Annotated in this window: 12 protein-coding genes; 8 read left to right on the forward strand and 4 right to left on the reverse strand. The window is 74.1% G+C overall.

The window, feature by feature from the left end; translation table 11 throughout:
• Positions 1 to 49: 49 nt before the first annotated feature.
• Positions 50 to 841, forward strand: coding sequence for a trans-aconitate 2-methyltransferase (locus tag ACSNN7_RS11470; RefSeq protein ID WP_436680689.1), 792 nt, complete (start codon positions 50 to 52; stop codon positions 839 to 841).
• Positions 838 to 1863 carry an adenosine deaminase gene (locus ACSNN7_RS11475; RefSeq protein ID WP_436680691.1) on the forward strand — a complete coding sequence of 342 codons (1026 nt, stop codon included), beginning with the start codon at positions 838 to 840 and terminating at the stop codon, positions 1861 to 1863. Before ACSNN7_RS11470 ends, ACSNN7_RS11475 begins: the two co-directional genes overlap by 4 nt.
• Positions 1864 to 2287: 424 nt before the next feature.
• On the opposite strand, the gene ACSNN7_RS11480 is transcribed toward ACSNN7_RS11475, so the two are convergent.
• A complete protein-coding gene (locus ACSNN7_RS11480; RefSeq protein ID WP_436680692.1) occupies positions 2288 to 3691 on the reverse strand; it encodes an ATP-binding protein in 1404 nt (467 codons plus the stop codon).
• Between the two features lie 29 nt (positions 3692 to 3720).
• A complete protein-coding gene (locus ACSNN7_RS11485; RefSeq protein ID WP_334453135.1) occupies positions 3721 to 4410 on the reverse strand; it encodes a response regulator transcription factor in 690 nt (229 codons plus the stop codon).
• A 73-nt stretch (positions 4411 to 4483) separates the two neighbouring features.
• On the opposite strand from ACSNN7_RS11485, the gene ACSNN7_RS11490 reads away from it, so the two are divergent.
• The gene (locus ACSNN7_RS11490; RefSeq protein WP_436680694.1) at positions 4484 to 5401 is read left to right on the forward strand and encodes an ADP-ribosylglycohydrolase family protein; all 918 of its coding nucleotides are present in this window, start codon (positions 4484 to 4486) and stop codon (positions 5399 to 5401) included.
• A gap of 2 nt (positions 5402 to 5403) precedes the next feature.
• On the opposite strand, the gene ACSNN7_RS11495 is transcribed toward ACSNN7_RS11490, so the two are convergent.
• Positions 5404 to 6246 (reverse strand): DUF1775 domain-containing protein, encoded by an 843-nt coding sequence (locus ACSNN7_RS11495; protein WP_436680695.1) that lies wholly within the window; start codon positions 6244 to 6246, stop codon positions 5404 to 5406.
• Positions 6247 to 6468: 222 nt separating this feature from the next.
• Between ACSNN7_RS11495 and thrS the strand changes: the two genes are divergently transcribed.
• The 4 genes from thrS (at position 6469) to ACSNN7_RS11515 (ending at position 11876) form a co-directional block, all read left to right on the forward strand.
• Complete coding sequence (gene thrS / locus ACSNN7_RS11500) at positions 6469 to 8472, forward strand: threonine--tRNA ligase (RefSeq protein WP_436680696.1); 2004 nt, start codon at positions 6469 to 6471, stop codon at positions 8470 to 8472.
• Between the two features lie 180 nt (positions 8473 to 8652).
• Positions 8653 to 9222, forward strand: a complete 570-nt coding sequence (locus ACSNN7_RS11505) for an HIT family protein (RefSeq protein WP_436680698.1) — start codon at positions 8653 to 8655, stop codon at positions 9220 to 9222.
• Positions 9223 to 9267: 45 nt separating this feature from the next.
• Complete coding sequence (locus tag ACSNN7_RS11510; protein ID WP_436680699.1) at positions 9268 to 9900, forward strand: CG0192-related protein; 633 nt, start codon at positions 9268 to 9270, stop codon at positions 9898 to 9900.
• Positions 9901 to 10043: 143 nt separating this feature from the next.
• A complete protein-coding gene (locus tag ACSNN7_RS11515) occupies positions 10044 to 11876 on the forward strand; it encodes a glycoside hydrolase family 15 protein (RefSeq protein WP_436680700.1) in 1833 nt (610 codons plus the stop codon).
• Between the two features lie 21 nt (positions 11877 to 11897).
• Here ACSNN7_RS11515 and ACSNN7_RS11520 read toward each other — a convergent pair whose 3' ends face one another.
• On the reverse strand, positions 11898 to 12407 hold the full coding sequence (locus ACSNN7_RS11520; protein ID WP_436680701.1) for a hypothetical protein: 510 nt from the start codon (positions 12405 to 12407) through the stop codon (positions 11898 to 11900).
• Between the two features lie 68 nt (positions 12408 to 12475).
• On the opposite strand from ACSNN7_RS11520, the gene ACSNN7_RS11525 reads away from it, so the two are divergent.
• On the forward strand, positions 12476 to 13562 hold a 1087-nt coding region (locus tag ACSNN7_RS11525), incomplete at its 3' end, for an aldo/keto reductase (RefSeq protein WP_436680702.1).

Below are 13562 nucleotides of genomic sequence, written 5' to 3' on the forward strand. Positions count from 1 at the left end.
CGGGGGCCGTAGGGTCATAGCAAGACGTACGTACGGTTTGGAGGCTGTGATGTGGGACCCGACGACCTACCTGCGCTACGGCGACGAGCGGTCCCGCCCGTTCCACGACCTCGTCGCCCGCGTCCCGGCCGACCGGCCGCGAGCCGTGGTCGACCTCGGCTGCGGGCCGGGCACCCTGACCGCCACCCTCGCCGCCCGCTGGCCGGCCGCCGAGGTCCACGGCGTCGACTCGTCGCCGGAGATGATCGACCGGGCCGCCGCCCTGGCCGCCCCGGTCGCGTTCACCGTGGGTGACGTCCGGGACTGGCGGCCCGCGCCCGACGTCGACGTGGTGGTCTGCAACGCCGTGCTCCAGTGGGTTCCCGAGCACCGGGAACTGCTCGCCCGCTGGGCGCGCGAGCTGCCCGCCGGCGCCTGGCTGGCGTTCCAGGTGCCCGGCAACTTCGACGCCCCCTCGCACCGGGCGCTGCGCGAGGTGGCCCGCCGCGACCGCTGGGCGGCCACGCTGGCGCCGCTGCTGCGCGACACCCCGGTCGACGACGCCGTCGACTACGCCGCCGCGCTGGCCGCCGCCGGCTGCGCGGTCGACGCCTGGGAGACTGTCTACGTGCACCTGCTGCCGGCCGGCACCGCCGACCACCCGGTGCTGGCCTGGATGGAGGGGACCGCGCTGCGCCCGGTCCGGGCCGCGCTGGACGCCGCCGAATGGGCGGACTTCCGGGCCGAGCTGGGGGTACGCCTCGGCGAGGCGTACCCAGTACGGCAGGGTCAGGTGTACTTCCCGTTCCGCCGGATCTTCACCGTCGCCCGTACCGGCGCCCGTGCAGAGGAGAACCTGTGACCGACCTGCCCACCTTCATCGCCGGACTGCCCAAGGTGGAGCTGCACGTGCACCACGTCGGCTCCGCCTCACCCCGGATCGTCGCCGAGCTGGCCGCCCGCCACGAGGGACGCAGCCCGGTCCCGGCCGACCCGGCCGCCCTCGCCGACTACTTCGCGTTCCGCGACTTCGCCCACTTCATCGAGGTCTACCTCAGCGTGGTCGACCTGATCCGGGACCCGGAGGACGTCTGGATCCTCACCCACGAGGTCGCCCGCGAGCTGGCCCGCCAGCAGGTCCGCTACGCCGAGCTGACCATCACCCCGTACTCGCATGTGCGCCGGGGCATTCCCGCCCCGGCGTTCTGCGAGGCGATCGAGGACGCCCGCAAGCGGGCCGAGGCCGACTTCGGCATCGCCCTGCGCTGGTGCTTCGACATCCCGGGCGAGGCCGGGTTGCCGGCGGCCGAGGAGACCCTGCGGATCGCGCTGGAGCAGCGGCCGGACGGGCTGATCAGCTTCGGCCTCGGCGGCCCGGAGATCGGGGTGCCCCGGCCGCAGTTCAAGCCGTACTTCGACCAGGCCCGGGCGGCCGGGCTGCGCTCGGTGCCGCACGCGGGGGAGACCACCGGCCCGCAGACGGTCTGGGACGCCCTGCGGGAGCTGGGCGCGGAGCGGATCGGGCACGGCATCTCCGCCGCGCAGGACCCGGAACTGCTGGCGTACCTGGCCGAGCACCGGATCGCGCTGGAGGTCTGCCCGACCTCCAACGTCCGTACCCGGGCCGTGGCGCACCTGGACGAGCACCCGCTGCGGCGGCTGGTCGACGCCGGCGTGCTGGTCACCATCAACTCCGACGACCCGCCGATGTTCGGCACCACCCTCGACGACGAGTACGCGGTCGCCGCCCGGCTGCTCGACCTCGACGCCGACGGGGTGGCCGCGCTGGCCCGGGACGCGGTGACCGCCTCGTTCCTCGAACCGGGCGAGAAGTCCCGGATCAGCGCCGAGATCGACGCCTGGGCGGCCACCGGGACCCGCTGACCGGCCGGGCCACGCCGCCGCGGTCCGGGCCACGCCGCCCGGCCCGCCGTCAGGCGAGCACCGGGTCCTGCCAGAGTGCCAGCGTGAGGGCTATGCCCACGCCGATCACCACGGCCCAGCGCAGCAGCCGGGTCACCAACGGGTTCATCGGGGCACCTCACGACTGCCGGGCCGGTGAGAGGTGGGGCGCGCGACGGGGGTGGGTGTGGGGGGACCGTGCCCCCGCCGCGCGCTCGGGCTCCACCGGCCGGCAGTTGTCAGGGGCGACAAGACCGGTGGAGCTGATGGGTTCCCCCCGATCCTGGCAGCGCGCGGCCGGCCTGCCGACGGCGTTAATCCGGATCTAAGGAAGACTTGCACCACCGCACAAACACCGCCGTCGGCCCGTGCCGCGCGGGCGTCGCCGGCCGCCCGGCCGGCCGGTTCAGTCGTCGGCCGGCCGCTGCCGGGGCCACCGGCGCCCGCCGGTCTTCTGCTCCCGCGCCTCCCGGGCCATCCGGCCGACCAGCCCGAAGCGGTTGACCTGCCGGGGCGTCGCCTCGGGGTCGGCCAGCAGCATCACCACGCTCGCCCCGCCCAGCCGGGCCCGGTCGATGCTCACCGAACCGTTGGCCTGCAGCGCCACCCGCTTGGCGATGTCCAGCCCCAGCCCGGTCGAGCCCTGGTCGCTGGCGCCCCGGCGCAGCGCCCGGTCCGGGTTGGCGATCCCCGGGCCGGCGTCGTCGATCCGGATCGCCACGTAGCCGTCCCGGCGGGAGACCGCCACCTCGAACGCCGTCCCCTGCGGGGTGTAGCGGAACACGTTGCCGATCACCGCGTCCAGCGCGGCGGCCAGTTCGGCGCGGGGCACCCGCGCGGGGATGCGCAGCTGGGCGCCGCTGACCCGGTGCGGCCGGTTCTGGTCGCCGGCCAGTGCCGCCCAGAAGACCATCCGGTCCCGGACCACCTCGCTGACGTCGCACTCCGCCGGCCCGGCCTCGTGGGCCACCGCCTTGCGGGTGGTCTTGATCAGCACGTCGATCTCGCCCTCGAGGGTGACGATCGCCTGCCGGATGCGCCGGATCGTGCGCCGCCGGTCCAGCTCCGCCGGGGTGAACGAGCCGACGCTGGTGTCGTCGGAGTCGAGCCCCTCGGCGTCGAGCCGGAGCACCGTCAGCGGGGTGCGCAACCGGTGCGACAGGTCCGCCACCAGCTCCCGCTCGTCGGTGCGGGAGGCGACCAGCCGGTCGGCCATCCGGTTGAACGCGTACCCGGCCTCGGCCAGCTCCCGTGGGCCGCTCGGCTCGACCCGTACGCCCAGGTCGCCGTCGCCGACGGCCAGGGCCGCCTTGACCAGCCCCCGGGTGGAGTCGACCGCCCGGGCCGCCACCCGGTCCACCACGATGACGGCGGCCCCGATCAGGGCCAGGGCGACGGCGCCCAGCAGCAGCCAGGTGCCGCCGGAGCCCTCGTCGAGGTCGGCTTCGGGAACGAAGACCTCCACCACGGCGACCCGGTCGTCGAGCACCACCGGGTCCAGCCTCAGCACCCCACCGGCGACGTCGGTGGTCACCGACCGCTTCTGGGCGCGGGCGCGCTGCAGGTCCGCCTCGGTGGCCCGGCCGGCCTTCTCGTCCCCGCCGAGCCCGTGCACCACCGGGCGGGTCTCCGGGTCGTCGCCGCCGGCCTCCACCGCCCGCCGCACCGCGGCCGGCTCGGTGCTGACCGCGAGCGCCCCGGTGACCAGCGCGCTGCGGCGCGCCGCGTCGGCCAGCGCCTCCTCGCGGACGTCGTCGCGCAGGCTCAGCCCGAGCGGGACCAGGAACGCCAGCGCGACCAGCGCGCACATGCCGGCCGTGAGATAGGCCAGCGCCAGCCTCAGTCCGGGGCCACCAGCCGGAAGCCCACCCCCCGCACGGTGCGCAGGTAACGGGGCTTCGCCGCGGACTCGCCCATCTTTCGGCGTAGCCAGTACAGGTGAACGTCGATGGTCTGGTCCTCGCCGACCGACGGCTGCCGCCATACCTCCTCCAAGAGTTCCCGCCGGGACACTACCCGGCCGGGTCGCGCGGCGAGATACGCCAGCAGGTCGAATTCCTTGCGGGTCAGCGCCAGCGGCTCCCCGTCGAGCACCGCGCTGCGCTCGCCCACGTCGACCCGCAGGCCGCCGACCGTGTGCACGGCCGGTTGCACCGTACGGCTGGCCCGGCCGACCCGGCGCAGCACGGTGGTGATCCGGGCGTCCAGGTGCGCGCCGGTGAACGGCTTGACCATGTAGTCGTCCGCGCCGGCCCGCAGCAGCCGGACCACCGACTGCTCGTCGTCGCGCGCGGTGGCGATGATGATCGGTACGTCGGTGATGCCGCGCAGCATCCGCAGCGCGTCCGAGCCGTCCAGGTCGGGCAGGCCGAGGTCGAGCACGACCAGGTCGGGGGTCTCGGCGGCGACCCGGCGCAGCGCGTCCAGCGCGGTGCCGACCGCGTGCACCGCGTGCCCCCGCTCGGTCAGGGAACGCAGCATCGCGCCGCGTACGACGTGGTCGTCTTCGACCAGGAGCACGGTGGCCACGTCAGCACCGTACTGCCCGTGGCAAGTTGATCGCGTTGCGGAGGGCCCGCGTACGGGGCAAGCTGGCACGACGATGACGTTCACCCTGTTTCCCGACACGCGGCTGGCCCTGGCCCGGGACAGTCTCACCGGTCTCTCCGTCGGCGACGCCCTGGGCGGGATGTTCTTCGTGCCGGGGCGGGACGTGGCGCCCTGGCGCGACGGCCTGCCGGCCGGGCCGTGGCCATGGAGCGACGACACCGAGATGGCCTGTTCGGTGGTCGGCTGCCTGGCCGACGTCGGCACGATCGACCGGGACGCACTCGCCGCCGCCTTCGCCGCCCGGTACGACCCGGCCCGCCGCTACGGCGCCGGCGCGGTCGAGTTGCTCGAACTGATCCGGGCCGGCACGCCCTGGCCGGTGGCCGCCGCGTCGGCGTTCGACGGGCAGGGTTCCTGCGGCAACGGCGCGGCGATGCGGGTCGGCCCGCTCGGCGCCTGGTTCGCCGACTCCATCACCCGGGCCGCGGCGCAGGCCCGCGCGTCCGCCGAGGTCACCCACGCTCACCCCGAGGGGGTCGCCGGCGCGGTCGCGGTGGCCGTCGCCGCCGCGCTGGCCGCCCGAGCCCGCCTCGACGGCGACCGCCCGGACCCGGCCCGGCTGCTCGCCGCGGTCGCCGCCGCGCTGGACCCCGCCGCCGAGGTGCACCGCCGGGTACGCCGGGCCGTCGGGCTGCTCGGCCGGGGGCTGCCGGAGGTCGTCGACGCGCTCGGCAACGGCTCCCGGGTCACCGCGCAGGACACGGTGGCGTTCACCCTCTGGGTCGCCGCCACCCATCTCGACGACTACCCGGCGGCGATCCGGGCCTGCGTGGAGGCGGGCGGGGACGTCGACACCACCGCCGCGATCGCCGGCGCGATCGTCGCCGCCCACACCGGGGTCGGTACGCCGGGCGGGGTGCCCGACGGCTGGCTGGCGGCGCGGGAGCCGCTGCCCGACTGGGCGCGCTGAGCTCAGCGCGACCCGACCGGTTCGCTCAGGACGCCGGCGGTCGAGCGCTCACCCTCGGGCTGCTCCTCCGTCGACGGCTCACCCTCCGGCTGGTCGCCCTCGATGTCGTCGGCGGGCTCGGCCCGGTGCCGCCCGCGGCTCACCGCCCAGCCGATCAACGCGCCACCGCCGAGGCCGACCAGCAGGCCGCCGCCGAGCAGCACGTCCGCGTTCGGCCCGCCGCCCCCGGCGGGCTCCGCCTGCCCGGCGGCGTCGCCGGGCGGCGCGGCGGCGTCCGGCCCGCCGTGGCCGTGTCCGGGCGCCGCTCCTGGGGCCGCCGGCTCCAGGGCCAGGGTGGGGGCCGGGTGCGCGCCGCCGGCCGGGTCGGCCCAGCGCACCACCGTCCCGTCGGAGTACGTCTGCACCAGCTCGAAGCTCATCCGGTCGGCCTGCGGCAGCGGGCCCATCGCCAGGGCGAGCCGGGCCGGCCCCGGCTCGGGCTTCCCGGCGGCCCGGGTCCAGACCACCGAGGCGGTCACCGTGGTCACCGAGGGCGCGTGGATGCCGGCGACCGGGGCGTCCAGGTTCCGCGAGGTCATCAGCGGCGCCCAGCCGTCCACCGACAGCGGGTAGACCTCGCCGATCGGCGCGTCCGCGGGGAGCTTCACCTCGATCTTCTCGGTGCGCGCGCCGGGTCGCTCCTCCGGCACCACGAAGGTCATCTCCACCGCGTCGCCCTGGGTCGCCCGGGTCGGCGTGGTGGTCACGTCCGCCGCCAGCGCCGCACCCGGCCAGGCCAGCGCCCCGGCGGTCGCGGCGGCCAGCACGAGACCGGCCCGTCGGCCGCCGTTGCGGGTGATCGCCATCTGTGCCCCCATCCGTCGCCACGCGGCCGGGTCCGGTTTCCGGCCACACCGGGTAGTTCGGATCGCGGGCGGGAAAGGTTCAATCCGCGCCCGCACGATCTGCGGGCGGGCCGGACACTCGGGGCCCATCCTTTCCCGACGACCGGGCGGAAAGGGGCGGCAGATAGCATCGCAGGAGCCGGAACCGGCGCCATCCGTACCGTCTGCAGCTGAGGAGTCACCGTGTCCGCACCCCGTACCCCCGTCGTGGCCGACCCCGTCGTCGTCGCCGCCGGGACGACGGCGCCCGACGCGGTGGCCGCTGCCGGGCTGCCCGTGGCCGGGCCGAAGGCGATCGTGGTGGTCCGCGACCCGCAGGGCGTGCTGCGTGACATGGACTGGAAGCCGGCCGAGGAGACCACGGTCGAGCCGGTCACCCTCGACTCGCCGGACGGGCTCAACGTGCTGCGCCACTCGACGGCGCACGTGCTCGCCCAGGCCGTGCAGGACGTCTTCCCGGAGGCCAAGCTCGGCATCGGCCCGCCCATCGAGAACGGCTTCTACTACGACTTCGCCGTCGACAAGCCGTTCCAGCCGGACGACCTGGCCAAGCTCGAGAAGCGGATGCAGGAGATCATCAAGTCCGGCCAGCGGTTCCGCCGCCGCCGCTTCAACAGCCTGGACGAGGCGAAGGCCGAGCTGGCCGCCGAGCCGTTCAAGCTGGAGCTGATCGACGTCAAGGGGGAGGGGCTGGACTCCTCCGAGGTGATGGAGGTGGGCGGCGGCGAGCTGACCATCTACGACAACCTCGCCGCCAACGAGGAGAAGGTCTGCTGGTCGGACCTCTGCCGTGGGCCGCACCTGCCGCACACCCGGCTGATCGGCGCGTTCAAGCTGATGCGCTCGGCCGCCGCCTACTGGCGCGGCTCGGAGAAGAACCCGCAGCTGCAGCGGGTGTACGGCACCGCGTGGCCGACCCGCGACGAGCTCAAGGCGTACCTGAAGCTGCTGGAGGAGGCCGCCCGGCGCGACCACCGCAAGCTCGGCGCGGACCTCGACCTGTTCAGCTTCCCCGACGAGATCGGCTCCGGCCTGGCGGTCTTCCACCCCAAGGGCGGCATCATCCGCCGGGAGATGGAGGACTACTCCCGCCGCCGGCACGAGGCCGCGGGCTACGAGTTCGTCAACACCCCGCACATCACCAAGGCGCACCTCTTCGAGACCTCCGGGCACCTGCAGTGGTACGCCGACGGCATGTACCCGCCCATGGAGATGGAGGGTGCGAACTACTACCTCAAGCCGATGAACTGCCCGTTCCACAACCTGATCTTCCGGTCGCGTGGGCGGTCGTACCGCGAGCTGCCGCTGCGGCTCTTCGAGTTCGGGTCGGTCTACCGGTTCGAGAAGTCCGGCGTGGTGCACGGCCTGACCCGGGTTCGCGGCATGACCCAGGACGACTCGCACATCTACTGCACCCCGGAGCAGATGGCCGGCGAGCTGAAGTCGCTGCTGGCCTTCGTCCTCGACCTGCTGCGGGACTACGGCCTGGACGACTTCTACCTGGAGCTGTCCACCCGCAACCCGGAGAAGTCGGTCGGCACCGACGAGAACTGGGAGCGGGCCACCGAGGCGCTGCGCTCGGCCGCCGAGGACTCCGGCCTCGACCTGGTGCCCGACCCGGGTGGCGCGGCCTTCTACGGGCCGAAGATCTCGGTGCAGGCCAAGGACGCCATCGGCCGGACCTGGCAGATGTCCACCATCCAGGTGGACTTCAACCTGCCGGAGCGCTTCGGGCTGGAGTACCAGGCGGCCGACGGCACCCGGCAGCGGCCGGTGATGATCCACCGGGCGCTCTTCGGCTCGATCGAGCGCTTCTTCGGCGTGCTCACCGAGCACTACGCGGGCGCGTTCCCGGCCTGGCTGGCCCCGGTGCAGGTGATCGGCATCCCGATCCGCGAGGACCACACCGACTACCTGCACGGCTTCGTCGCGGCGCTGCGCGCCGAGGGCGTCCGGGCCCAGGTGGACGCCGGTGACGACCGGATGCAGAAGAAGATCCGCACCGCCCAGCAGCAGAAGATCCCGTTCATGGTGATCGCCGGCGACGACGACGTGGCCGCGGGCACGGTCTCCTTCCGCTACCGGGACGGCTCCCAGCGCAACGGCGTCCCGATGGCCGAGGCGGTCACCCACGTCCTCGACGTGATCAGCTCCCGCGCCAACTCCGGCCCCTCCGCCCAAGCCTGACCCCCGGGGGGGGGGTCACCCCCCGAGATCCGTGCACTTTCCTCCGACAGCGCGGCTGTTCCTCGCCGGATGGCCACGCTTTCGGAGGAAAGTGCTGGCTGAGGGGCGGGAGGTGGGCGGGGTCACCGTCCGGGTCCTGCGGACGGGTGGGATTCGGGGTGGTGACCGTAGGATCGGCGTGTGACTGGGGCGGCGCGGCACTCTGACGACGGCACGGACATCACCGGCGACACCGGCCTGGCGGACGGGCTGGAGCGGCTCTGGACGCCGCACCGGATGACCTACATCTCCGGCGAGGACCGTCCCGAGGGCGGCTACGAGAAGCCCGCCGGCTGCCCGTTCTGCCTGGCCCCCGGCCTGCCCGAGGGGGAGAGCCTGGTGGTGGCGCGCGGTGTGCACGTCTTCGCGGTGCTCAACCTCTACCCGTACAACCCCGGGCACCTGCTGGTCTGCCCGTACCGCCACGTGGCCGACTACACCGAGCTGGACCCGGCGGAGACGATCGAGCTGGGCGTGTTCACCCAGACCGCGATGCGGGTGGTCCGCACGGTCAGCAACGCGCACGGGTTCAACCTCGGCATGAACCAGGGCGGCGTCGCCGGCGCCGGCATCGCCGCGCACCTGCACCAGCACGTCGTACCGCGCTGGGGTGGCGACGCCAACTTCATGCCGGTGATCGGCCGTACGAAGGTCCTGCCCCAGCTGCTCGCCGACACCCGCGACCTGTTCGCCAAGGCCTGGCCGGCCTGAGCGCGGGTCCGCGCGCGGACCCGGCACCGGCATACGATCTTGCGTATGGCCCTGCTGCACCGCGCCACGCTGCGCCCCACGAAGCTCGAACTGCTCACCGGCTGGCTGCCCGGCCGTAGCTGGTACGACGGACCGGCCGGCGTCGACGTGGCGCGCGTCGCGGGCTACCGGTTCGACGACCCGGCGGGTGCGGTCGGCATCGAGACCCTGCTCGTCCGGGCCGGTGACGGGCCGGTCCACCAGGTCCCGCTCACGTACCGGGACGCACCGCTCGACGGCGGCGACGACTGGCTGATCGGCACCACCGAGCACTCGGTGCTCGGCCGGCGCTGGGTCTACGACGCCTGCGGCGACCCGGTCTACGCCGCCGCGCTGGCCGCCGCGATCCTCGCCGGGACCGGTCAGGCCCAGGAGTACGTCGAGGCCGACGGCGTGCGGGAGCTGCGCCCGCCGACGATGGCCATCGACAGCAGCGGCGCCGACCGTGGCGACCTGCCCCCGGTGGGTACGCCCCGCCGGGTGGTGGACGCTGACCCGGCGCTGATCGTCACCGACACCGTCGAGCTGACCGTCGTCCGCCGTCTCGACCGGGCCGTCCCGCCGGCCGGCGCCGCGCTGACCGGCACCTGGGAGGGGCAGCCGACCCCGGTGCCGCTCGCCTACGCCACCGTGGACTGACCCCGCCGGCCGGTCGGCGCCCCGCCCCACCCGGCCGGCGCCCGGCGTTCCCCAGGCGTTCAGGCGGTTGGCCCCGGCGCGTGTCCGGACGCGGCGAAGGGGTATGCGGTCCGCCGGTATCCGGGTGGGCGCAGGGAGGACAGGTGGATCAATATCCCGCTGTCGAGAACCACGGGTTGATCGGCGACCTGCAGACGGCCGCGCTGGTCACCCGGGACGGCACGATCGACTGGTTCTGTGCGCCCCGGTTCGACTCGCCGAGCATCTTCGGCGGCCTGCTCGACCGGCGGGCGGGTGGCCACTTCCAGGTCTCCCCGCACGGCGTGGACTACGTCAGCAAGCAGCTCTACCTGCCGGGAACCGCGATCCTGATCACCCGGTTCCTGAGCGCCGACGGGGTGGGTGAGGTGGTCGACTTCATGCCCGTGACGGATACCGAGCCCACCGAACGGCACCGCATCGTCCGGATGATCCGGGTGGTGCGGGGCCAGATGCGCTTCCGGATGGACTGCCAGCCGCGCTTCAACTACGGACGCGACGAGCACACCGTCGACTTCAGCTACTCGGGCACCGTCTTCCGCAGCGACCGGGCCACCCTCACGGTCTGCCCCGTCCGGGAGGGCGGCCCGTTGATGAAGGAGCCGGACTTCCGGCCGACCGAGAGCGGGGTCTGCGTCTTCGGCACCCTCCACCAGGGCGACACCGGGGGGATCGTGATCGACACCGCGTCGCCGCACCCGCCCCGCGTCGTGCCGCCCCGGGAGGCGCAGGCGCTCTTCGCGCAGACCAGGGACTTCTGGCGGCGGTGGCTCAGCCGGTCGCACTACACCGGCCGCTGGCGGGAGATGGTCGAACGGTCGGCGATGACGTTGAAGCTCATGACCTACGCACCGACCGGCGCGCTGATCGCCGCCCCCACGGCGGGCCTGCCCGAGCAGGTCGGCGGGGAGCGCAACTGGGACTACCGCTACACCTGGGTCCGCGACGCGTCGTTCTCGGTGCACGCCCTGCTCGGACTCGGCTTCACCGACGAGGCGCGCGGCTACCTGGGCTGGCTCAACGAGCGGATCCGGGAGGCCCAGCAGGAGGACCTGCCGCTGCAGATCATGTACCGCGTCGACGGCTCCCGTGACCTCACCGAGGAGCCGCTGGCGCACCTGGAGGGCTACCGGGCGTCCGCGCCGGTGCGGATCGGCAACGGCGCCGCCCGCCAGTTGCAGCTCGACATCTACGGCGAGGCGCTCAACTGCCTGCACCTCGCCGACTCGTACGGGCTGCAGAGCTCGTACGAGGAGTGGCGCAGCACGGTGCGGGTGGTGGACTGGCTCTGCGAGCACTGGGACCAGGACGAGGACGGCATCTGGGAGACCCGCGGCGGGCCACAGGCGTTCACGTACGGCAGGCTCATGTCGTGGGTGGCGTTCGATCGGGCGATCCGCCTCGCCCAGCGCCACGGCCGGCCGGCGGACACCGCCCGCTGGACGCGCGCCCGGGACGCCGCGTACACGCAGGTCATGGAGCGCGGGTTCGACCAGCGACGGGGCGCCTTCGTCCAGCACCAGCGGACCGACGTCCTGGACGCGGCCCTGCTCAGCATGCCGGCGGTGGGATTCCTCGCGCCGACCGACCCGAGGTGGCAGTCCACCCTGCGGGCGATGGACGAGGAACTCGTGGCCGACAGCCTCGTCTACCGCTACGACCCGGAGGCGTCACCCGACGGCCTGCCCGGCAGCGAGGGCACCTTCACCATGTGCACCTTCTGGTACGTCCAGGCCCTGGCCCAGTCGGGTCGGCTCGACGACGCCCGGCTCACCTTCGAGAAGATGCTCACCTACAGCAGCCACCTCGGTCTCTACTCCGAGGAGATCGCCCCGAACGGGGAGCAGGTCGGCAACTTCCCGCAGGCGTTCAGTCATCTCTCGTTGATCAGCACCGCCACGGTGCTGGACAAGATGCTCGACGCCGACGGCTGCTGAAGCGGCGGCCGGCCCGGTCGGTCACCACCGCTCGCCGGCGCCGTCCCCGCCGCCCGCGCGGATCCGGGCGACCAGCTCCGGCCAGCTCTGCACCCGCTGTACGCCGGCCAGGTGCCCCCGGTGCGCGGCCACCTCGTCCTCCCGAGGCTGCAGCAGGTAGCGGTGCGGCACGGTGTCGAGGTAACCCAGCACCTCCAGCCGGTCGTCGACGAAGTGGGTCAAGCCCAGCCCCGCCGCGATCGGCCCCTTCTCCGGGCGGGTACGGCAGAAGCGCAGCCGCTCCGGGCCGATCCCGGTGCGCGCGTGGAAGTCGTGGTGGGCCAGCCAGTCCCGGGTCCGCCGCTCGGTCGGCTCGGCGCACTTCGACACCACGTACACCTCGTCGAAGAGCGGAACCAGCGCGGCCAGCGCCTCGAACATCCCGTCCACGGGGGGTGTGCGCAGGTAACCGTCGCCGAAGAACGAGGTGTCCTCCGTCCCGTCGCTCAGCTCGATGATCACACCGCCGACGTCCACGCCCAGCCGTCCCATGTGGTCGATCCTGCCACCAGAGGTGACATTCCTGCCCCTCGACCGGGTGGAGGTGGCAGGATGCGGCGATGGCAGTGACGACGCGGAGGTTGGGCCGCAGCGGCATCGAGGTCAGCGCCCTGGGCATGGGGTGCTGGGCGATCGGTGGCCCCTGGGCCGAGGGCGCCCGGCCCCTGGGCTGGGGCAGGGTCGACGACGAGGAATCGGTCCGGGCCGTACGCCGGGCGCTCGACCTCGGCGTGACCCTCTTCGACACCGCCGACACGTACGGGGCCGGGCACGGCGAGCGGGTCCTCGGCCGGGCGCTCGCCGGCCGGCGCGACGAGGCGGTCATCGCCACCAAGTGGGGCTACACCTTCGACGAGCGCACCCGCCAGGCCACCGGCGAGGACGCCTCCCCGGAGTACCTGCGCCGGGCGGTCACCGACTCGCTGCGCCGGCTGGACACCGACCGGATCGACCTCTACCAACTGCACCTGGGCGACCTGCCGCTGCCCCGGGTGGAGGCGCTGCTCGGCACCCTGGAGGAGCTGGTCGCCGACGGCCTGATCCGCTCGTACGGCTGGAGCACCGACCGGGCCGACCGGGCGGCGGCCTTCGCCGAGGCCGCCCCGCACGCCACCGCCGTGCAGCACACCCTCTCCGTGCTCCGGGACACCCCGGCGATGCTGGCCGTCTGCGACAAGCACGACCTGGCCAGCGTCAACCGGGGCCCGCTCGGGATGGGGCTGCTCACCGGCAAGTACACCACCGGCTCCACGCTGCCCCCCGACGACGTACGCGGCGTCGCCCCGACCTGGCTGGAGTGGTTCCGCGGCGGGCGACCGGCGCCGGAGTGGTTGCGCCGGGTCGCCGCGGTACGCGGCGCGCTCACCGCGGACGGGCGCACCCTCAGCCAGGGTGCGCTGGGCTGGCTCTGGGCCCGTAGCCCCCGGACGGTGCCGATCCCCGGCTGCCGGACGGTCGCCCAGGTCGAGGAGAACGCCGCCGTGCTGCGCCTCGGCCCGCTCGCCCCGGACCACTTCGCCGAGGTGGAACGCCAGCTCGCCGCCCTGCGCACCGCCGCCCTCCGCGACGCCGACCGGCACGTCGGCCGGGTCTCGCTGGTGCGGGTCTTCTCCGGCACGCTCCGCCCCGACCAGGTGGTGCACGTCT

The organism is Micromonospora sp. URMC 105 (genome assembly GCF_051386295.1).
Taxonomy (GTDB): Bacteria; Actinomycetota; Actinomycetes; order Mycobacteriales; family Micromonosporaceae; genus Micromonospora.

What these genes read in the sequence shown, in the direction of transcription:
- ACSNN7_RS11490 (WP_436680694.1), top strand. Translation starts at nt 4,484, where the DNA reads ATGACGTTCACCCTGTTTCCCGACACGCGGCTGGCCCTGGCCCGGGAC.
- ACSNN7_RS11495 (WP_436680695.1), bottom strand. Translation starts at nt 6,246, where the DNA reads ATGGCGATCACCCGCAACGGCGGCCGACGGGCCGGTCTCGTGCTGGCC.
- ACSNN7_RS11520 (WP_436680701.1), bottom strand. Translation starts at nt 12,407, where the DNA reads ATGGGACGGCTGGGCGTGGACGTCGGCGGTGTGATCATCGAGCTGAGC.
- ACSNN7_RS11510 (WP_436680699.1), top strand. Translation starts at nt 9,268, where the DNA reads ATGGCCCTGCTGCACCGCGCCACGCTGCGCCCCACGAAGCTCGAACTG.
- ACSNN7_RS11470 (WP_436680689.1), top strand. Translation starts at nt 50, where the DNA reads ATGTGGGACCCGACGACCTACCTGCGCTACGGCGACGAGCGGTCCCGC.
- ACSNN7_RS11480 (WP_436680692.1), bottom strand. Translation starts at nt 3,691, where the DNA reads ATGTGCGCGCTGGTCGCGCTGGCGTTCCTGGTCCCGCTCGGGCTGAGC.